This is a genomic window from Sinomonas atrocyanea, from assembly GCF_001577305.1.
GTDB lineage: Bacteria > Actinomycetota > Actinomycetes > Actinomycetales > Micrococcaceae > Sinomonas > Sinomonas atrocyanea.
The window spans coordinates 2,458,764-2,477,927 of sequence record NZ_CP014518.1 but is presented as its reverse complement, the minus strand read 5'-3'; the positions used below and the strand labels follow the sequence as shown (position 1 = coordinate 2,477,927).

Here is a 19,164-nt window from a genome sequence, read left to right as displayed (position 1 = left end):
CCCCGGCGCGCCTGAGCAGACCGGACACCCAAGGATGCAGATGTCACCACCGACCTTCATCGACGTACCCGGCGCGGCCGCGCCGGCGCCCATCGCCCTCTCCTACGAGCTGTTCCCCCCGCGGAGCGCGGCCGCCTCGCAGACTCTGTGGACCACCATCCGCGAGCTCGAGGCCACCGATCCGGACTATGTCTCCGTCACCTACGGGGCGAGCGGGTCCAACCACGACACGGCCCTCGAGCTCGTGGACCGCCTCCAGCTCGAGACCACGCTGCGCCCGCTCGCGCACCTCACCTGTGTCGGCGGGACGCCCGAGGAGCTGACCGCCGTCGTCAACGAGCTCCTCGACCGCGGCGTGCGCGGAATCCTCGCCCTTCGCGGGGACGCTCCCCGCGACGGGGCCCTCCCGCGCGGTGCGCTGCGCTACGCCCAGGACCTCATCGAGCTCATCCGACGGGTCGAGGGCCGCCGGTGCGCGCAGTTCGCTGCGGGCAAGGTCGCCATCGGGGTGGCGGCCTACCCCACCCGCCACCCGGAATCGCCCAGCGAGGTCCACGACATCGAGGTGCTCCTGGCGAAGCAGCGCTCGGGTGCGGACTTCGCCATCACGCAGGTCTTCTTCCACGCCGACCAGTACGCCTCGCTCGTGCACCGCGCCCGGCGGGCGGGGGTCACGATCCCGATCATCCCGGGGATCATGCCCTTCACGAGCCTGCGGCGCGTCGAGAAGCTCGCCCAGCTCTCCGGCGTCGCGCCCGACCCCGCGCTCGTCGACAGGCTCCGCTCCGCCGGGGACGATGCGGCAGCAGTCCGCCGCATCGGCACCGAGGCGAGCGTCCGGCTCGCCGAGGCCGCGCTCGGGGCCGGCGCCCCGGGCCTGCACCTCTACACCTTCAACGAGCACGGCGCGGCCCTCGATGTCCTCGCCCGGCTCGACCTCCCGCGGCCCAGCCGGCCGCTGCTTGCGGCGCGCCACCGCGTCGCCGCCGTCTGACCCACTGACCTCCACCACCAAGGACTCCACCATGGCTACCCAGCACACCCCTGCCCAGTTCCCCTCCGCCACCGTCCTCGGCTACCCCCGCATCGGCCGCCGGCGCGAGCTCAAGAAGGCCGTCGAGGCCTACTGGAGCGGCGCCAGCTCCCTCGCGGAGCTCGAGGCCTCGGCCGAGGCGCTCCAGCTCGCCACGGCGGCCCGCCTCACCGAGCTCGGCCTCACCGACGAGGCCGCCGTCCCCGGCACCTTCTCCTTCTACGACCAGGTCCTCGACACCCTCGTGGCGCTCGGCGCCGTCCCGGCCCGTTTCGGGACCCTGCACGACGACGCCGGCCGCCTCGGCCTCGACGCCTACTTCACGCTCGCCCGCGGGAACGCCGAGCAGCAGCCGCTCGAGATGACCAAGTGGTTCGACACGAACTACCACTACCTCGTGCCGGAGATCGGCCCCGAGACGGTCTTCTCGCTCTCCTCGGAGCGGATCGTGGAGGAGTTCTCCCTCGCCAAGGCGCACGGCACGGTCACCCGCCCCTACCTCGTCGGGCCCGTCACCCTCCTCGCGCTGTCGAAGGCGTCCGACGGCGCGCCGGCCGGCTTCGCGCCGCTGTCCCGCCTCGAGGACGTCCTCCCGGTCTACGCCGAGCTCCTCGGGAAGCTCGCCGCCGCCGGCGCCCCGTGGGTCCAGCTCGACGAGCCGGCCCTGGTGGCCGACCTCGACCTGCCCGGCGGCACCTCGGCCGCCGAGCTGGGCGCCGCCGTCGAGCGCGCCTACGCCGCCCTCACGGCGCCGGCCGTCGGGGCGGGCCGGCCCGCGATCCTCCTCTCCACCCCGTACGGCGGCCTCGGCGAGCAGACCGCCGCCGTGGCGGCGACGGGTGCCGAGGCCGTGGCCCTGGACCTGTTCAAGGGCCAGCTGCCCGCCGACCTCGCGCAGTTCGCCGGCAAGACCGTCGTGGCCGGGCTCGTGGACGGCCACAACATCTGGCGCAACGACCTCGCAGCCTCCGCGGCCACGCTCGACGCCCTCCGCGAGGCCGGCGCCCGCCACGGCTTCGCGGTCGCCGTCGCGACCTCCACCTCCACCTTCCACGTCCCGCACGACGCGGAGGAGGAGACCCAGCTGGACCCGCAGCTGCGCAGCTGGCTGGCCTTCGCCGACCAGAAGGTGCGCGAAGTCGTGACCCTCGCCGGCCATCTCGCCGCACCGGGGTCCCAGGACGCGGCCCTGGCCGAGTCCTCGCGGATCATCGCCACGCGCGCCGAGGCGCCGGGCGTGCGCCGGCCGGAGGTCCGCGAGCGCACGGCCGCGCTCACGGCAGCCGACTTCTCCCGCTCCGAGTACGGTGTCCGCGCCCAGGCCCAGGAGGCCGTGCTCGACCTGCCCCCGCTGCCCACCACGACCATCGGCTCCTTCCCGCAGACGGCCGAGGTCCGCAGTGCGCGCGCCCGCCTGAACAAGGGCGCGATCGACGAGGCCGAGTACGAGCGGCTCATGAAGGACGAGATCGCCCGGGTCATCGACCTGCAGGAGGAGCTGGGCTTCGACGTCCTCGTCCACGGCGAGCCGGAGCGCAACGACATGGTCCAGTACTTCGCCGAGCACCTCGACGGGTTCGACGTCACGGTGCACGGCTGGGTGCAGTCCTACGGCTCGCGGTGCACGCGCCCGTCGATCCTGTGGGGCGACGTGTCCCGGCAGGCCGGCGCCTCCATCCTCTGGGGCGACGCCACGAGCGCCGCGCCCATCACGGTCCCGTGGGCCGCCTACGCCCAGTCCCTGACCGAGAAGCCGGTCAAGGGCATGCTCACCGGCCCGGTCACGATCCTCGCGTGGTCCTTCGTGCGCGACGACCAGCCGCTGGCCGAGACCGCCAACCAGGTGGCCCTCGCGCTGCGCGACGAGATCGCCGACCTCGAGGACGCCGGGATCGGCATCATCCAGGTCGACGAGCCCGCCCTCCGCGAGCTCCTGCCCCTGCGGGCTGCCGACCGTCCGGCCTACCTCGACTGGTCGGTGAACGCGTTCCGGCTGGCCACGGCCGGCGCCGCGGACGCGACCCAGGTCCACACCCACCTGTGCTACTCGGAGTTCGGGGTCATCATCGACGCGATCGACGGCCTCGACGCCGACGTGACCTCGATCGAGGCCGCCCGCTCCCGCATGGAGGTCGTCACGGACCTCGAGGCGCACGGGTTCGGCCGCGGCGTGGGCCCGGGCGTCTACGACATCCACTCGCCCCGGGTGCCCAGCCAGCAGGAGATCGAGGAGCTGCTGGCCCGTGCCGTGGAGCACGTGCCCGCCCGTCAGCTGTGGGTCAACCCGGACTGCGGTCTCAAGACCCGCGGCTACGAGGAGACCGAGGCCTCGCTGCGGAACCTCGTGGAGGCGGCGAAGGTGGCCCGCGCCGCGCTCGCGGACGTGTCCTCGGCCGTCTGAGTGAGGTCGCTTACTGCGGGGCCCCTGGTATGCCAGGGGCCCCGCAGCGGTGTCCGGCGGGACTCAGTCCCAGAGCACCTCGTCGTCGACCACGCCGTCGGCGTCCGCCGCGGCCACGAGCACCTCGTCCGTGAAGTGCTCGCCGAGGGTGAAGTCGAGCACGAAGTACCGCTCAGGCTGGGCGGGGAAGATGCCCACATGGGCGAGCCGGAGGGCCTTGAGGAACACCTCGTCCGTGATGTCCTGGGCGCGGTCCACGCCGAAGACGGACCGGACTTCGCCGTCGTCGACGTTTTGGCAGTGGAAGCGCCGGTACTGCTCCGCGGCGCTGTCCGCGTCCTCGAGCTGCTGGCCGATGAGCTCCCGGACGGACTCGACGAGCTCGGGGAGGAAGCGGAGCCGGTAGTCCACCTTGTGCAGCGCGGCCTCGTCCAGCCGGTCCTGGGCCGTGATGTTGAGGTCGAGCTCGACGGGGACGCCGTCGAGGGTGAACCTGCCGGCCACAGCCCTCCCGCCGCCGGGCGCGAGGGCGATCTCACCGAAGTGCTGGCTCACTGCCGTCTCCATGACAGAACGATAAGCCCGCGCGGGCGCGGCAGGCCAGCATCCCTAGGTGTAGTGCCCATGGACGTTGTTTGATCTGGTCCTCGTGACGTGAGGAGAACCTCCCGGCAGAGTGGAGCTGCTACCACTTCGCTCTGGCCAGGAGGTTCTCTTGTCTCACGCTAACGCGGCATTGACGCCGCGCCAACGGCTGCGCCTCGCCCGCAAGGTCGTCGAGGAGGGGTGGTCGATTGCGGCGGCCGCGGACTACTTCCGCGTCTCGTGGCCGACCGCGCAGAAATGGGCCCACCGCTATCTCGAGCTCGGCAGGGACGGCATGGCCGACCGCTCCTCCCGCCCGCACTCGCACCCGAACAGGACCCCGCAGCCGCTGGTGAAGAAGATCGTCCACCTGCGCCTCAGGAAGCGGCTCGGCCTCGTCCAGATCGCCGCACGGCTGGGCATGCCGTCCTCGACGGTCCACGCCGTCCTGACCCGCTGCCGCCTCAACCGCCTCTCGCACATCGACGTCAAGACCGGCGAACCAGCCCGCCGCTACGAACACCAGACCCCCGGGGCGCTGATCCACGTCGACGTGAAGAAGCTCGGCAACATCCCCGACGGCGGCGGCTGGCGCTACGTCGGCCGCGCCCAAGGACGCCGCAACCGGGCCTCGACACCGGGCAAGGAACGCAACGCCTACCGCAACCCGCTGCTGCGGCACGCGTTCGTCCACACCGTCATCGACGACCACTCCCGCGTCGCCTACGCCGAGATCCACGACGACGAACGCGCCGACACCGCGATCGGCGTCCTCCAACGCGCCGTCTCCTGGTTCGCCGACCGCGGCGTCCGCGTCGAGCGGGTCCTCTCCGACAACGGCTCCGCCTACCGGTCTCACGCCTGGAAGCACGCCTGCGCCGACCTCGCCGTCAAGCCCAAGTTCACCCGGCCCCGCCGGCCCCAGACCAACGGCAAGATCGAACGGTTCCACCGCACCATGGCCGACGGCTGGGCCTACGCGAAGCACTACAACACCGAATCAGCCCGCCGAGCAGCACTGCCGGCATGGCTCCACTTCTACAATCACCACAGGCCCCACACCGCCATCGGCAAGCTCCCGCCCATCAGCCGAATCTCAAACAACCTGCCCGGGCACTACACCTAGGCGAGCCGTGCGAGCAGCGCCGCCGCGTCGTGCGGAGCCCGCCCGTCGGCGTCGTTGTCGAAGTAGACGTACGCATCGCGCCCGGCGCCGAGCCAGCTCCGCACGCGCTCCGCCCAGCGGTCCAGCGACGCCTCGGAGTACCCGCCCCCGTAGAGCCTCGCCTCGCCGTGCAGCCGCGCGTAGCGGATTCCGGACGTGTCCGCATCGACCTCCGGCCAGGTCCCGGCGCTGTCGGAGGTGACCATGCAGATGCCCTCCCGTGCGAAGAGCTCCCGCGCCTGGCCGGTGGCGAAGCTCGCATGCCGGGGCTCGACAGCGTGCAGGATCGGATGGTCCGCCGCCGCGCTGACCAGGGCCCTGTCGTCGGGGACCTTGGCGTCGTGCCGCGCGGCGAGGGCCGCGGCGTCGGCCGTGGTGCGCGGAAGGAGGTCGAAGAACTCGGCCAGCCGACCGGCGTCGAACGCCATCCGTGCCGGAAGCTGCCACAGGACGGGGCCGAGGGTGTCGCCGAGGGCGAGGACACCGGAGGCGAGGAAGTTCGCCAGCGCCGTCTCGATGCCGCGCAGCTGCAGCATGTGGGTGATGTAGCGGCTGCCCTTGACCGCGAAGACGAACCCCTCGGGGACGGCGGCCTTCCACGCTTCGTAGGAGGAGGGTCGCTGGAGGGAGTAGAACGAACCGTTGAGCTCGGCGGAGGTCATGCGCTGGGCGAGGTAGGCGAGCTCGTCCGCCTGCCGCAGCCCCTGCGGGTAGAAGTCACCGCGCCAGCTGGCGTAGCGCCAGCCGGAGGTGCCGATGAATGCGCGGGCCATGCCGGACACGCTACCCCGGGGACGTTCCGCGCTCTGCCCGCGCGGCCCGGACGGGCAGCGCTGCGAGCGCCTCGGCGATGAGGTCGAGGAAGAGGCGCGTGGCGGAGTCCGCGGCGGCGTGCGGACGCAGGGCGAAGATGTTCCGGGCGAGCCGGATCTCGGGCACGTCGACGAGCACGACCCCCTCGGGCGTCGCCTGGAGCGCGAGCTCGGGGACGAGGGCCGCGCCCAGGCCGGCCGAGGCGAGGCCCAGGCTCGCGTTGAAGTCGTCGCTGTAGGCCACCACGCGCGGGGCGAGGCCGCAGGCGGCGAAGAGTCGGTCGATCACCGTCGCGTCGGAGGTCCCCGGGTGGTGGACGATCCACGGCATGCCGCCCAGCTGGTCCGCGGTGACCCGCGCGCCGTCGGCGATGCCCCAGGACTTCGGCAGCACCACATGGAACGTGTCGTCGCCGATCCAGAGGCGCTCCGCGGTGTGCGGCCAGGCCAGGCCGCTCTGGCCCACCTGGTAGACGAGGACCACATCGAGCCCTCCCCCCGAGGCGAGCCGCCGGATGGTGTCCCCGGGCTCGGCCACGGACACGTGCAGGTCCAGGCCGAGCCGGCGCCACCGCTCCCCGCTGAGGACCCGGGGGAGCACGTACGTCGCGAGGCTCGGGAAGATGCCGAGGCGGAGCTCCCGGCCCGCCGCGTCCGCGGCGCGGGCCGTCGCCGCCTTCAGGGCGTCGATGTCCGTGAGGACCTTCTCGGCGTGGCGGATCATCACCAGTGCCGCCTCGGTGGGGACGATGCTGCGCGGCGTGCGGCGGAAGAGCTCGACGCCGGTCTCGCGCTCGAGTGCCGCCATCTGCTGCGACACGGCCGACGGCGTGTACCCCAGATGGGCGGCCGCCGACGCGAACGAGCCGAGGCGGACCACCTCGATGAGGGTCGTCAGGTGCACAGGGTTGACCATCTCGGCTCCTTCCGGCCTCGACCCGCCCAGCCTACGACACGCCGCGACACGCCGTGAGATGGGCGACACGCACTTGGGCGCGGGTGTGGGAACCGGGCATCCACAGGCTGTGGACGCAGGGCCGTGAACGGCGTGAATCCGGGCTTTCTGCGGTGCATTAAATGTGGGCTGCGTGTGGACTCGCGGCGTGAGGAATGACATACTTGTAAGACAACATCTTGGGGTCCTCGGCGGCGACGTGCACTACATGTAGTATCGAGGGCACCGAGGTGCGCAGGACTGAATCACAGGGCTGTCAGGGCGGCCGTCGGTGCGGCAGCGGCGAACGCCTCGGCTGGGGAAGCTTTGGAGAATGGGGTAAGGATTCATGAACGTGACGGTCTACACGAAGCCGGCCTGCGTGCAGTGCAACGCGACCTACCGTGCCCTCGACAAGAAGGGCATCGCCTACCAGAGCGTCGATGTCACCCAGGACCCGGAGGCCCTCGAGCGCCTCAAGTCCATGGGGTACATGCAGGCGCCGGTCGTCGTCACGGACGCCGACCACTGGTCCGGCTTCCGGCCGGACAAGATCGCGGCGATCGCCGAGGGCAGCTCGGCAGCCTCGGTGGCCTGATCCCCGGCGTCGGGCACGCCCCGACTCCGCCATCCCAACGAGGGAGTGCGCTGAGATGACCTCCCAGGTCCTCGCCGCGGCCGACGCCGGGGCCACGGGTTCGGATTCCGGACCCCGCCCCACGGCGGCACGGCTCATCTACTTCTCCTCCGTCTCGGGGAACACGCGCCGGTTCATCGACAAGCTCGGCGTGGACGCCGCGCGGATCCCGCTCCACCAGGGCGAGGCCGCCCTCAGGGCCACGGCGCCGTTCGTGCTGGTGGTCCCGACCTACGGCGGGACCGGGGGAGCGGGGTCGGTGCCCAAGCAGGTCATCAGGTTCCTGAATGATCCGCACAACAGGGCGCTCATCCGGGGCGTCATCAGCGCCGGCAATACGAACTTCGGGGACAACTACTGCGCAGCGGGCGACATCGTCGCCGCCAAGTGCCACGTCCCCCACCTCTACCGATTCGAACTCATGGGCACGCCCGACGACGTGGCCCGGGTCACCGAAGGATTGGACGCATTTTGGACACGACTCTCGCAGAGCCCGCAGTCGCCGTGACGGCAGACCCCAAGGAGCTGCCCGCCAAATACAAGGGCCTGGGCTACCACGAGCTCAACGCGATGCTGAACCTGTACGGCGAGGACGGCAGGATCCAGTTCGAGGCCGACCGGTACGCGGCGCGCCAGTACTTCCTCGACCACGTCAACACCAACACGGTCTTCTTCCACGACCTGGACGAGAAGCTCGAGTACCTCATCAAGAAGGACTACTACGAGCGCGAGACCCTCGACCAGTACACGATGAACTTCGTCCGCGAGCTGTTCGGCCGCGCGTACAAGAAGAAGTTCCGGTTCGAGACGTTCCTCGGCGCGTTCAAGTTCTACACCTCCTACACACTCAAGACCTTCGACGGCAAGCGCTACCTCGAGCGCTACGAGGACCGCGTGTGCATGGTGGCGCTCCACCTCGCCCGCGGCGACGAGCAGCTCGCGACCCAGCTCGTCGACGAGATCATCGCCGGGCGGTTCCAGCCGGCGACGCCGACGTTCCTCAACGCGGGCAAGAAGCAGCGCGGCGAGCTCGTCTCCTGCTTCCTGCTGCGCATCGAGGACAACATGGAGTCGATCGCGCGGGGCATCAACTCGGCCCTCCAGCTCTCCAAGCGCGGCGGCGGCGTCGCCCTCTCGCTGACCAACATCCGCGAGCACGGGGCGCCGATCAAGCAGATCGAGAACCAGTCCTCCGGCGTCATCCCGGTCATGAAGCTGCTCGAGGACTCCTTCTCGTACGCCAACCAGCTCGGCGCGCGCCAGGGCGCCGGCGCGGTGTACCTGCACGCGCACCACCCGGACATCTACCGGTTCCTCGACACCAAGCGCGAGAACGCGGACGAGAAGATCCGCATCAAGACCCTCTCCCTCGGCGTCGTGATCCCGGACATCACGTTCGAGCTGGCCAAGAAGAACGAGGACATGTACCTGTTCTCGCCGTACGACGTCCAGCGCGTGTACGGCAAGCCGTTCTCGGACATCTCCGTCACGGAGAAGTACTACGAGATGGTCGACGACGCGCGGATCAAGAAGACCAAGATCAACGCCCGCGAGTTCTTCCAGACCCTCGCCGAGATCCAGTTCGAGTCGGGCTACCCCTACATCATGTTCGAGGACACGGTGAACCGGGCCAACCCGGTCGCCGGCAAGGTCACCATGAGCAACCTGTGCTCGGAGATCCTGCAGGTGTCCACGCCGAGCGAGTACAACGAGGACCTCACCTACGCCGCAGTGGGCAAGGACATCTCCTGCAACCTCGGCTCGATGAACATCGCCAAGACGATGGACTCCGAGGACTTCGGGCGCTCCATCGAGACGGCCATCCGCGCGCTCTCGGCCGTGTCCGACATGAGCTACATCCAGTCGGTCCCCTCGGTGGCCGAGGGCAACGCGAAGTCCCACGCGATCGGGCTCGGGCAGATGAACCTGCACGGCTACCTCGCCCGGGAGCGGGTCCACTACGGCTCCGAGGAGGGCCTGGACTTCACGAACATCTACTTCTACACGGTGCTGTTCCACGCGCTGCGGGCCTCGAACTTGCTCGCGAAGGAGCACGGGCAGGCCTTCGGCGGGTTCGAGAACTCCAAGTACGCCTCCGGCGAGTTCTTCGACAAGTACACCGAGCAGGAGTGGGCGCCCCAGACCGAGAAGGTCAAGGAGCTGTTCGCCACGGTGCACATCCCCACCCAGGACGACTGGCGTGAGCTCAAGGCGCAGGTCATGGAGCACGGGATCTACAACCAGAACCTCCAGGCCGTCCCGCCGACCGGTTCGATCAGCTACATCAACAACTCGACCTCGTCGATCCACCCGGTGGCCTCCAAGATCGAGATCCGCAAGGAAGGCAAGATCGGCCGCGTCTACTACCCGGCCCCCTACCTGACGAACGAGAACCTCGACTACTACCAGGACGCGTACGAGATCGGCTACGAGAAGATCATCGACACCTACGCGGCCGCGACGCAGCACGTGGACCAGGGCCTCTCGCTCACGCTGTTCTTCAAGGACACGGCGACGACGCGGGACATCAACAAGGCCCAGATCTACGCGTGGCGCAAGGGGATCAAGACGCTCTACTACATCCGCATCCGCCAGCTCGCGCTCGAGGGCACGGAGGTGGAGGGTTGCGTCAGCTGCATGCTCTAGTGGTGGCACCCCCTCTGTTCGGATCCGCTCGAAAGGACCAGCGATGACTCCCGAGAAGCTCAAGCTCCTCGACCACGTCCAGGCGATCAACTGGAACCGCATCCAGGACGAGAAGGACGTCGAGGTGTGGAACCGCCTCGTGAACAACTTCTGGCTGCCCGAGAAGGTGCCGCTGTCCAACGACGTGCCGTCGTGGGCGACCCTGACTCCGCAGGAGCAGCAGCTCACGATGCGCGTGTTCACGGGCCTCACGCTCCTCGACACGATCCAGGGCACGGTCGGCGCGGTCTCGCTCATCCCGGATGCGGTCACCCCGCACGAGGAGGCCGTCTACACGAACATCGCGTTCATGGAGTCCGTCCACGCAAAGAGCTACTCGTCGATCTTCTCGACCCTGTGCTCGACCAAGGAGATCGACGACGCGTTCCGCTGGAGCCTCGAGAACGAGAACCTCCAGCGCAAGGCGCACATCGTCATGGACTACTACCGGGGCGACGAGCCGCTCAAGCGCAAGGTCGCCTCGACCCTGCTCGAGAGCTTCCTGTTCTACTCGGGCTTCTACCTGCCCATGTACTGGTCCTCGCGCGCCAAGCTGACCAACACGGCCGACCTCATCCGCCTCATCATCCGCGACGAGGCCGTGCACGGCTACTACATCGGCTACAAGTTCCAGAAGGGCCTCGAGAAGGTCTCCGAGGCGAAGCGCCAGGAGATCAAGGACTACACGTTCGAGCTGCTCTTCGAGCTGTACGAGAACGAGGTGCAGTACACGCACGACCTCTACGACCCGGTGGGCCTGGCCGAGGACGTGAAGAAGTTCCTGCACTACAACGCCAACAAGGCGCTCATGAACCTCGGCTACGAGGCCATGTTCCCGTCCTCGGTCACGGACGTGAACCCGGCGATCCTCTCGGCGCTCTCCCCGAACGCGGACGAGAACCATGACTTCTTCTCCGGGTCCGGCTCGAGCTATGTGATCGGCAAGGCCGTCAACACGGAGGACGAGGACTGGGAGTTCTGAGTCGTTGTAAATTGCCAGGCAACTTGGTCCTTTTGCCAAGCTAGTTGGTCCTGTGACAGCAAACTTGGTCCTTTCGTCCTTTGGCTGTCACAGGACCAGCCGGACCAGAACGCCTTCCTTTGGCCCAATGAACCGCGACTTCTTCTCAGGTTCAGGCTCGAGGTAAGCGACCGTCGACATCGTCGCTACCGACGACGACAGTCTGACTTGCGGGATGGATTGTGAGATAGAGGTCTAGTTGCAAGTCTAGGCACCTATTTGTCGGAAATGGATGGCCTATCTGCAAGTTCTCGCAGATAGGCCATCCATTTGCCCGGCGTCGACCAGTTAGATGTACGCCGGTCATGTTGGATGTGGTGAGGCACCTGCTTGGAAGACTTGCACGTAGGTGGCCAAGGGTCGCCCTGGTCCACCCAGCACCGTTCGGTGACCACTTCTCGGAAGTTGGATCGCACTAGGCTATTGGCAAGCTCCTAAACACCGAGGACGTGAATCTGGATTCCCGCGTTGGTGTGAGAAATAGGTCTAGTTGACAGAATCGGATCCTATGTGCGTGAAATCGGCGGCCTTCTTGGATGTCTTCCAAGTGGGCCGCTGGTTCATCTGCCAATCGGCATTGTCGGCTCTTGTTCGCAGCATATCCGCTTTTTAGTCTTCGAAAGCTTTCGGGGGTCCGTTCCATCCTTCGCCGCTCCGGCGGAGATGGCCTACCTCCACGCGTGACTTGCCCCGTGCAGGAAGAGCTGACTTCTTGGCGGTCTCCAGTGCGTTCAGATGTCGGAGTGGAGTTGTATCGGTCCGTTGAAGCTTGGGCGGAGCCGCAACCGGCGTTGCCTAGGAAAGCTCCGACCCGGTCGGCACCATTGCCCTCGGCGGTGGCCTCGCCCTCGCCGCAGCCCTCGGTGGGACCTACCTGGTCCGGCGGAACGCCGCCAGCAAGTCCTAGTCCGTCGAAACCGCACCATCTGTGATTCTTAGGACACAGAGCCACCGCAGCTGCCTCGCAGCTGCGGTGGCCACCCTCCTGTTGCTCAGCGGCTGTTCCGGCTCGGCATCCGCGCCGAGCGGTGCAGCACCTATCGCCGCCGCCGTGACGGCCTCCACGCCACCGCTTCCTCACACACAACCGCGGACGCAGGCGTCCGGCAACCTCGATAGGGGGACGGCAAAGGCCTCGGTGCTGCCTCTGCTGGCACGGTCGCGGCGGTCTATCTGGCCATCCCCTCGATCGGTGCCAGCTCGGAACTGCTCCGGCTCGGGCTGCAGGGTGATGGTTCGCTGGAGGTTCCTCCGGCAGGCCCCGGCGCCCCGGCCGGCTGGTACGACGAATCGCCCACCCCGGGCGAACCGGGGCCATCGGTCCTCTTGGGTCATGTGAACGCCTACGGCGGCGGCCCCGGTGTCTTCGCCCGCCTGCACGATCTCAAGCCCGGAGATCGGGTCGAGGTCCGGCGGGACGGCGGCAGCCAGGCCGTCTTCGCTGTCTACAGGAGCGAGAAGTATGCCAAGGCCGCCTTCCCCACGACCACCGTCTACGGCAACACAGCAGGGTCAGAGTTGCGCCTGATCACCTGCGACGGCTACAACGCGGCGACCGGTGAGTTCGACGACAACCTCGTGGTCTACGCGAAGCTCCTCGTCTGAGGACCGTGTGATGTCCGGCTCGGGGCGACCTCGTCGATGCGGTGTTGCCTCGGAGCAGTCTGCTTGAACATGGAGCACTCCCGAGGTCCATCAGAATGCAGGCCCGCATTGGGCCTCTCTGAGTTCACGGCCGCCGTGATCCTTCGCTGTGCGTACATCAGCGGGAGGCAGGGCCGGTCCCGGCTCTTGGGGGCTGACTCGGCCTGCGGGATGTCGGGTTCCTAAGCGATGAGCGCTTCGACTGCCCGTGCCCCGGCTGCTGCTCCGCCTGCTGCCCGGTAGCCTGCGGCGGTGCGGCGGGCGCCCTCGGCCATTCCGGCTGCGCGGTGCACGGCCTCGCGAAGCCGGGATGGGGTCAGCTTGCCCTTGGGGAGGCGGATCCCCGCCTCGGCGTGTCTGACGCGGGCGGCGACCTCGAGTTGGTCCCGTCCGAAGGGCACGACGACGCAGGGGACGCCGGCGGCAAGTGCCTTCTGGGTCGCGCCCATTCCGCCGTGGGTCACTGCCACGGCGGAGCGGGCGAGGACGGGCCCGTGCGGGATGAATCGTTCGACCCGGATGTTGGGCGGCAGCGGGCCGAGGTCCGGCACGCCGGCGGGCATCGTCGCGACGACCCGGTAGGGTTCGCCGGCCAGGCCCTCGACTGCGGCCCGGGCCAGGGCTTCGTCGGCCTGGTACTCGGAGGAGGTGGTGACGAGGACGAAGGGGGCACCCGGCTCCTCGACCCATTCCGGTGCCTCCGCTGGGGGCTCCCACGGGAGGGCTCCGATGAGGCGTAGGTCGGGCGCCCAGTCGGGGTGGGGGTACTCGAAGGGCTCGGAGGTCGCGACCAGGGTCAGGGGTGCGGACCGGAAGAACTGGTCGGCGCTCGTGACGGTCGGGACTCCGTTGGCGGCGAGGACTGCGTTGATGCCGGGGAGGAACCGCTTCTCGAGCTGGCCCATGATGAGAGGGCGCAGCAGGCGGTCCCGGAGCAATCCCACTGGGCCGGCGAGGGGAGGGAGCCCTGGGCCGAACGGCGGTGTCCCGCTCGAGGCGACCGGCGGGGTGTAGGGACAGAACACGGCCCACGGCCCGCCCCGGGCCTGGGCGGCTGCGCGGGCGCCCCAGGAGTTGAAATCGACAATCGTCAGGTCCGGGCGGATCGAGGCGGCCGCCGTGGCGAGGTCGCCGCCGTCGACCGCGGCCCGGCGGACGAAGACGTCAACGGATGCCGACAAGGCCTCCAAGGTGTTCCAGGCGCCGAAGTCGTGGTGGCCGATCGCCTCGATCCGGGCGTCGATCGGTGCGGCGGCGAGCCCGAGGCCGCGCATGAGGTCGACCTGGTCAGCGAGGGTGCGCACATGCACCTCGTGCCCGCGCCGCTTGAGCTCGAGGAGCAGCCGCACCATGGGGAAGAGGTGGCCGATGGCGGGAGAGGTGTAGGCGAGGATGCGGGACATCATGGCCTCCGGGTGAGGGGCTCGAGGAGCTCGAGGAGCGCCTCGCGATACGCCTGCGAGCTCAGTCCGGCGTCCAGCCGGAGCAGCTTCCAGACGTAGACGTCGCACACGGCGACGATCTGGGCCAGGCGGCGCCGGCGGCCGGCACCCTCCAGCCCGTCGAGGAAGGGCGCGAACACCCGCTCGCACCAGGACCGGTGGAAGGCCCGGCCGGCGCCCGTGACCGCTGCCATGAACGGCGAGGAGGACTCCTCGGCCAGCAGGCGCAGGGCCAGGCGGCCGTCCCGCTCGTAGTGCCCCGCCAGATTGACGACGGCGCCGGCCAGGTCGCCCGCCACGGCCGGGTCCCGCTCCGCTGCCACCCGGGCCGCCTGCCGCTCCGCGGAGGCGGCGAAGAGGCCGTCCTTGTCGCCGAAGCGGCGCAGGACGGTCTGCACGCTCACGCCGGCGCGGGCGGCAACGGCCTCGAGTGTGATGCCGGCGATGGGGGTGCCGTCCTCGAACTCGCCCGCTGCCGCGTCGAGGATGCGCTCTGCGGTGGCCGCTGCGGACTGAGCCCGCTTCGTCATCACATAGCTGCGGGCGGGCGCCCCGGATTTCATGTCAATCATGCTAACTCCAATTCTGACTGGCGCCTAGATTGCGCAAGCCCACGGCGGTCCGCGATTCACTGCAACGCGATGTCGCCGCGGTCCGTCGACCGCTGGCGGCGACGCAGGGCCTGTGCCGTTTATGCAGAACCGGGGGCGGCATCGGTGCGCAGCAAGGGCCACGTGGCCGAGGATCCCGCACCAGGAAGCTGGGTTGCGGGAGCGGGATCGTTTTACCTTGAGACATGCCTTCGCCGGGGTCCCGGACGCTGGCCGGCCCGTTCGAGCTCGCCCTGGCCAAAGCCCCCCGGCGCCTCGCCCGGAAGCCGGCCGGTGCCCGGATGTCAGATCCCCACGAGCGGGGAGGAAGCACGGCATGAGTGAAGACCATGGACGCGATCGTCGTCCCTAGCCGACGCTGCGTCGGGCCGGCCTGACCTACCACCGAGCACGCACGGAAAGCCTGACAATCAGGTCCGTCTACCAACGGTTGCGTGCCGGGAGAGCAGGAAGCGGAGGGAGGCGCTGCCGACGCTCATTCGCCTTCGACGGGGCGGAGGCTTGCTTGACTGACGTTGACGTGATGGCCGTTCGCGCACTGCACGTCGGCTTTCAGTTCGGCTCCGCAGTCCTCGTGCACGAGTGAGGCGGCCGCTGTGCCGTCTGGTTTCCATCGTTCGCCCCAGGCGGCGAGAGCGACGAGGACCGGGAAGAGGTCGAGGCCCTTCTCGGTGAGGTAGTAGGCCTCACGACGGCGCTGCCCTGGTTCCTGGTAGGGACGCAGCTCAAGGATTCCCGCGTTCAACAGTTCCTTCAGGCGGGCGGCAGTGACGGCTTCAGTGAACCCGGCACGCGCCACGAAATCCTTGAAGCAATGAGCGCCGTAGAACGCTTCCCGCAGGAGCAGTATCACCGCGCGCGCCCCGACGAGGCTGATCGTGGCATCGATCGGGCAGCCCTCGGCCGCCCAACTGTCCCGGTCCGCGAACCGACCGGTGAGTGCGACGGTGGGCACGGCGGTATCCGACATGCTGCTTACTATATCTCCCCATAGTGAGCTACGCTCGTGGCTATGCCTACGCAAAGTCAGAGGGAAAGTTCGGCCGCAACCCGGGGCGGCCAGCGGTGAGCGCCTCACTGGAAACGGCCACGACGGTCAGCGCGCCCGAGCGGCGGACGCAACGGTGGGTGCTCGTGGTCTGCTGCATGAGCGTGCTGCTGGTATCCTTGGACGTGACGATCGTCAACGTCGCACTGCCATCGATCCAGCAGGGCCTGGATGCGACCGTGAACGGGTTGCAGTGGATCCTCGACGCCTACACCCTGGTGATGGCGGCTCTGCTCCTGATGGCCGGCTCCATGGCCGACCGCTTCGGCCGCCGCCGCATCTTCCTCCTCGGCATCGCGGTCTTCACCCTCGGCTCGGTGCTCTGCGCAGTCGCACCATCGCTCGGCTTCCTGATCGCAGCACGGGTCATCCAGGCCTTGGGCGGGGCGATGCTGAACCCGGTGGCGGTCTCGATCCTCCGCAACACCTTCCACGACCCCAAAGCGCGCTCCCGCGCTATCGGCATCTGGGCCGGCGTCATCGGAATCAGCATCGCCCTCGGGCCCATCGTCGGAGGACTCCTCGTCGATGGTCCCGGATGGCGGTACATCTTCCTGGTCAACGCACCGATCGGCATCGCGGCGATCATCCTCGCAGCCCGAGTCATTCCGGAGGGCCGGGCTGCGCGTCCCCGCCGATTCGACGCAGTGGGGCAGGTCCTCGTGATCGTCCTGCTTGTGACGCTGGTCTACGGAATCATCGAAGGGGCACGGCTGGGGTGGTCCTCACCCGCGGTCATCGGATGCTTTGCCGTCACCGTGGCGGCGGTGACCGCGCTCGTCCTCTACGAACGACGACGCGTCGAACCGTTGCTGGACGTCCGGGTCTTCCGCAGCATCCCGTTCTCGGGAGCCGCAGTCATGGCCGCCTGCGTCTTCGCAGGCACCGCCGGGTCGCTGTTCCTGTCCACCCTGTACCTGCAATCCGCTCGCGGCTACTCCGCGCTGGAAGCCGGCCTATACTCACTCCCCGCCGCGGTGATGACGCTCGTCCTGTCCCCGGTGGCCGGCAGGATCGCCGGCAAGCACGGGTCCCGATGGTTGTTCATCGCCGCCGGCCTCGCACGTATTGCCGCTGGGCTGCTCCTGATTGGGCTGACCCTGCATACCCCGCCGGGCCTGATCGTGCTCGCGTTCGCGCTCAACGGTGCCGGAATGGGACTGGCCAACCCACCCATCAGCGCCACCGCCATGTCCGGCATGCCCGCCGCACAGGCCGGCGTCGCAGGCGGCATCACCGCCGCGGCGAACCAGATCGGAGCCTCCCTCGGCGTCGCCATCCTCGGAGCCACCCTCGGCATCAACGCCACCGGACTCACCGGCCCCGCATACGCCGAGGCAACGCATACCGGATGGTTGATCCTCGCCAGCATCGGTGCGCTCATCGTCGTTCTCGGGGTCGTGACGACCAGTCGTGGGGCGCTGAAGACGGCCGAGAAGGCCGCAACCGAGCTGATGGCCGAATGAGGGCGACGCTGGTGGCGGGGGCCGCTGTGAATCGCAGCGCTAAGTGACACGGTTCTGGGATCGCTATGTGGCGGCCCGGCTACCTGGGCATTCTCGGCGGCCGCATAGCAGAGGCATCAGTGAGTGGCACCCGTCCTATGAGCAGGCGGCGCATCGGGAAGCCACTCGGTCGCAGCGGTGGGTCAGGCCCAGATCTGGACGTCTGTGGAGCTGAGGTGGACGAAGAGCCTGGTCTCGGTGCCGTTGGGTTCGAGCCAGAAGCCGGATCCGTCGGGCATGGTCATCTCGGCAATGCCCAGGCGTGGGGTCTGGCCCCATTGGCGAAGTTCGATGGTGTCGCCTTTGAGGGGCATCCATCCTTGGGTCCGATGAATGCGTTTAACCGTATCGCCGTGGACGGGCATTCTTCTTCCTTTCGGGTTCGATGCTCGTGGACACAGCGCGGGGTGCCTGTGGGCATTGCTGCTCCTCGGGCACCGGGGTCTTGGCCGGGGGCTGCGGTTTGGAGCGGGGCTGACCGGGTCCAGGCGGTGATGTGCCTGGGCCCGGTCATTCCGTGGCGACCGGTTCAGGGGCCGCGAGGTGCGGTCAGCTCTGGGGTTCTGCGGCCTGTTCGGGTTCCAGGAAGCCCTTGGCGGTGGCGTCTCCCTTGCCGGTGGACTGCTCCTTCTTCTGTACCCGGCGGGCCCATGCGACGGTGACGATCGGGCAGAGCACGGCTGAGACGACGACCGAGGCTGCGACCAGCACGGTGGCGTGCTGTGCGGCGGGGGCGTAGACGGGGTTGGCGGCGGCCACGACGGCGGGGACGATGGCGGCGTTCCCGGCTGTGGTGGCGGCGGCGAGCCCGGCGATCCCGTCGCCGCCGGTGACCTTGTCGGCCAGGAGCAGCACTGCGCCGCCGACGAAGACGACGAACAGGCCCAGGGCGATGCCGAGCAGCCCTGCGTCGAGGACTGCGGTGAGGTTGATGGTCAGGCCGAGGGCGAGGCCGAGGAACGGAATCATCGCCGGCACGAGGGGGGCGAGCAGGGCCCGCATGCTCTTGTCCAGGTTGCCGACCAGCATGCCGAGCGCGAGCGGGAGGATGGCACCGACCAGCGCCTGCCAGGGGAACGCGGACAGGCCGGCGATTCCGAGGGTGACCATGGTCAGGAAGGGGCCGGATTCGAAGGAGAGGATCGAGTAGGCCCCGGCGTCGCGCTTGCGGCCGAACTGTCCCATGAGGGACATGTAGAGGCCGCCGTTGGTGTCGTTGAGGGCGGCGACGAGGGCGAGGGCCGAGAGGCCCGCGAAGATGCCGGAGCCGATGGGGGCCTCGTGGAGGAAGTGGCCGGCGATGAGGCCGACGAGGACGGCGAAGCCGATCTTGGCCCCTAGGAGCGCCCCGCCCTTCTTGAGCATGTAGGGAGTGGCCGTGACCTCGAGGGTTGACCCGAGGCAGAAGTAGAAGACGGCGAGGATCGGGACCAGGCCTGTGAAGAAGGCCCCGGTGAAGGAGCCGAAGAAGTCGCCGGCTTTGGGGGCGACGGTGTGGATGACGGCGCCGATGCCCAGGGGCACCAGCATCATTCCGCCGGGGACTTTCTCCAGGAATCTCCTGATGGGAATCGTCATTGATTTCTCCTGATGGACTGGTGGGGCTGTGGTGTGCATGGGTGTGAGGACGGGGGCTGTGCC

General features: G+C 68.7%; 17 protein-coding genes. 9 read left to right on the top strand and 8 right to left on the bottom strand.

The features are described from left to right. The first annotated feature begins 40 nt into the window (after positions 1 to 40). Together SA2016_RS11375 and metE are read left to right on the top strand one after the other, a co-directional pair. Complete coding sequence (locus SA2016_RS11375; RefSeq protein WP_066498121.1) at positions 41 to 994, top strand: methylenetetrahydrofolate reductase; 954 nt, start codon at positions 41 to 43, stop codon at positions 992 to 994. A 31-nt stretch (positions 995 to 1,025) separates the two neighbouring features. After that, positions 1,026 to 3,434, top strand: coding sequence for a 5-methyltetrahydropteroyltriglutamate--homocysteine S-methyltransferase (gene metE / locus SA2016_RS11370; protein ID WP_066498119.1), 2,409 nt, complete (start codon positions 1,026 to 1,028; stop codon positions 3,432 to 3,434). Between the two features lie 63 nt (positions 3,435 to 3,497). Here metE and SA2016_RS11365 read toward each other — a convergent pair whose 3' ends face one another. Further along, entirely contained in the window at positions 3,498 to 4,001 is a 504-nt protein-coding gene (locus tag SA2016_RS11365; protein ID WP_066498117.1) for a DUF2004 domain-containing protein, read from the bottom strand. Positions 4,002 to 4,149: 148 nt separating this feature from the next. Between SA2016_RS11365 and SA2016_RS11360 the strand changes: the two genes are divergently transcribed. Next, a complete protein-coding gene (locus SA2016_RS11360) occupies positions 4,150 to 5,145 on the top strand; it encodes an IS481 family transposase (protein WP_066498115.1) in 996 nt (331 codons plus the stop codon). Here the strand turns inward: SA2016_RS11360 and SA2016_RS11355 are convergent. Together SA2016_RS11355 and SA2016_RS11350 are read right to left on the bottom strand one after the other, a co-directional pair. Next, entirely contained in the window at positions 5,142 to 5,957 is an 816-nt protein-coding gene (locus SA2016_RS11355) for a DUF72 domain-containing protein (protein WP_066502383.1), read from the bottom strand. The two genes, SA2016_RS11360 and SA2016_RS11355, sit on opposite strands and share 4 nt — an antisense overlap. A gap of 10 nt (positions 5,958 to 5,967) precedes the next feature. Continuing rightward, complete coding sequence (locus SA2016_RS11350) at positions 5,968 to 6,912, bottom strand: LysR family transcriptional regulator (RefSeq protein WP_066498113.1); 945 nt, start codon at positions 6,910 to 6,912, stop codon at positions 5,968 to 5,970. A 367-nt stretch (positions 6,913 to 7,279) separates the two neighbouring features. On the opposite strand from SA2016_RS11350, the gene nrdH reads away from it, so the two are divergent. From nrdH to SA2016_RS11325, 5 genes are all read left to right on the top strand, one after another. Then, positions 7,280 to 7,528, top strand: coding sequence for a glutaredoxin-like protein NrdH (nrdH, locus tag SA2016_RS11345; protein WP_066498111.1), 249 nt, complete (start codon positions 7,280 to 7,282; stop codon positions 7,526 to 7,528). Between the two features lie 55 nt (positions 7,529 to 7,583). Continuing rightward, positions 7,584 to 8,075 carry a class Ib ribonucleoside-diphosphate reductase assembly flavoprotein NrdI gene (gene nrdI / locus SA2016_RS11340; RefSeq protein ID WP_066498108.1) on the top strand — a complete coding sequence of 164 codons (492 nt, stop codon included), beginning with the start codon at positions 7,584 to 7,586 and terminating at the stop codon, positions 8,073 to 8,075. Between the two features lie 17 nt (positions 8,076 to 8,092). After that, complete coding sequence (nrdE, locus tag SA2016_RS11335) at positions 8,093 to 10,213, top strand: class 1b ribonucleoside-diphosphate reductase subunit alpha (protein WP_066502373.1); 2,121 nt, start codon at positions 8,093 to 8,095, stop codon at positions 10,211 to 10,213. 43 nt (positions 10,214 to 10,256) lie between these two features. After that, complete coding sequence (gene nrdF, locus SA2016_RS11330) at positions 10,257 to 11,234, top strand: class 1b ribonucleoside-diphosphate reductase subunit beta (protein WP_066498106.1); 978 nt, start codon at positions 10,257 to 10,259, stop codon at positions 11,232 to 11,234. A 1,212-nt stretch (positions 11,235 to 12,446) separates the two neighbouring features. Continuing rightward, positions 12,447 to 12,878 (top strand): sortase domain-containing protein, encoded by a 432-nt coding sequence (locus SA2016_RS11325; RefSeq protein WP_066498105.1) that lies wholly within the window; start codon positions 12,447 to 12,449, stop codon positions 12,876 to 12,878. A 221-nt stretch (positions 12,879 to 13,099) separates the two neighbouring features. Here the strand turns inward: SA2016_RS11325 and SA2016_RS11320 are convergent, their stop codons facing one another. The 3 genes from SA2016_RS11320 to SA2016_RS11310 form a co-directional block, all read right to left on the bottom strand. Continuing rightward, complete coding sequence (locus SA2016_RS11320) at positions 13,100 to 14,323, bottom strand: glycosyltransferase (RefSeq protein WP_218030619.1); 1,224 nt, start codon at positions 14,321 to 14,323, stop codon at positions 13,100 to 13,102. Beyond that, the gene (locus tag SA2016_RS11315; RefSeq protein ID WP_084249466.1) at positions 14,320 to 14,931 is read right to left on the bottom strand and encodes a TetR/AcrR family transcriptional regulator; all 612 of its coding nucleotides are present in this window, start codon (positions 14,929 to 14,931) and stop codon (positions 14,320 to 14,322) included. Before SA2016_RS11315 ends, SA2016_RS11320 begins: the two co-directional genes overlap by 4 nt. Positions 14,932 to 15,445: 514 nt before the next feature. Then, on the bottom strand, positions 15,446 to 15,940 hold the full coding sequence (locus tag SA2016_RS11310; RefSeq protein ID WP_066498102.1) for a winged helix-turn-helix transcriptional regulator: 495 nt from the start codon (positions 15,938 to 15,940) through the stop codon (positions 15,446 to 15,448). Between the two features lie 95 nt (positions 15,941 to 16,035). Here SA2016_RS11310 and SA2016_RS11305 point away from each other — a divergent pair, with 95 nt between their 5' ends. Further along, on the top strand, positions 16,036 to 17,484 hold the full coding sequence (locus SA2016_RS11305) for an MFS transporter (protein ID WP_218918319.1): 1,449 nt from the start codon (positions 16,036 to 16,038) through the stop codon (positions 17,482 to 17,484). A gap of 182 nt (positions 17,485 to 17,666) precedes the next feature. On the opposite strand, the gene SA2016_RS21450 is transcribed toward SA2016_RS11305, so the two are convergent. Both SA2016_RS21450 and SA2016_RS11300 read right to left on the bottom strand, forming a co-directional pair. Further along, complete coding sequence (locus SA2016_RS21450; RefSeq protein WP_157089127.1) at positions 17,667 to 17,837, bottom strand: hypothetical protein; 171 nt, start codon at positions 17,835 to 17,837, stop codon at positions 17,667 to 17,669. 235 nt (positions 17,838 to 18,072) lie between these two features. Beyond that, positions 18,073 to 19,101, bottom strand: a complete 1,029-nt coding sequence (locus SA2016_RS11300) for a 2-keto-3-deoxygluconate permease (RefSeq protein WP_066498098.1) — start codon at positions 19,099 to 19,101, stop codon at positions 18,073 to 18,075. Between the last annotated feature and the right edge of the window lie 63 nt (positions 19,102 to 19,164).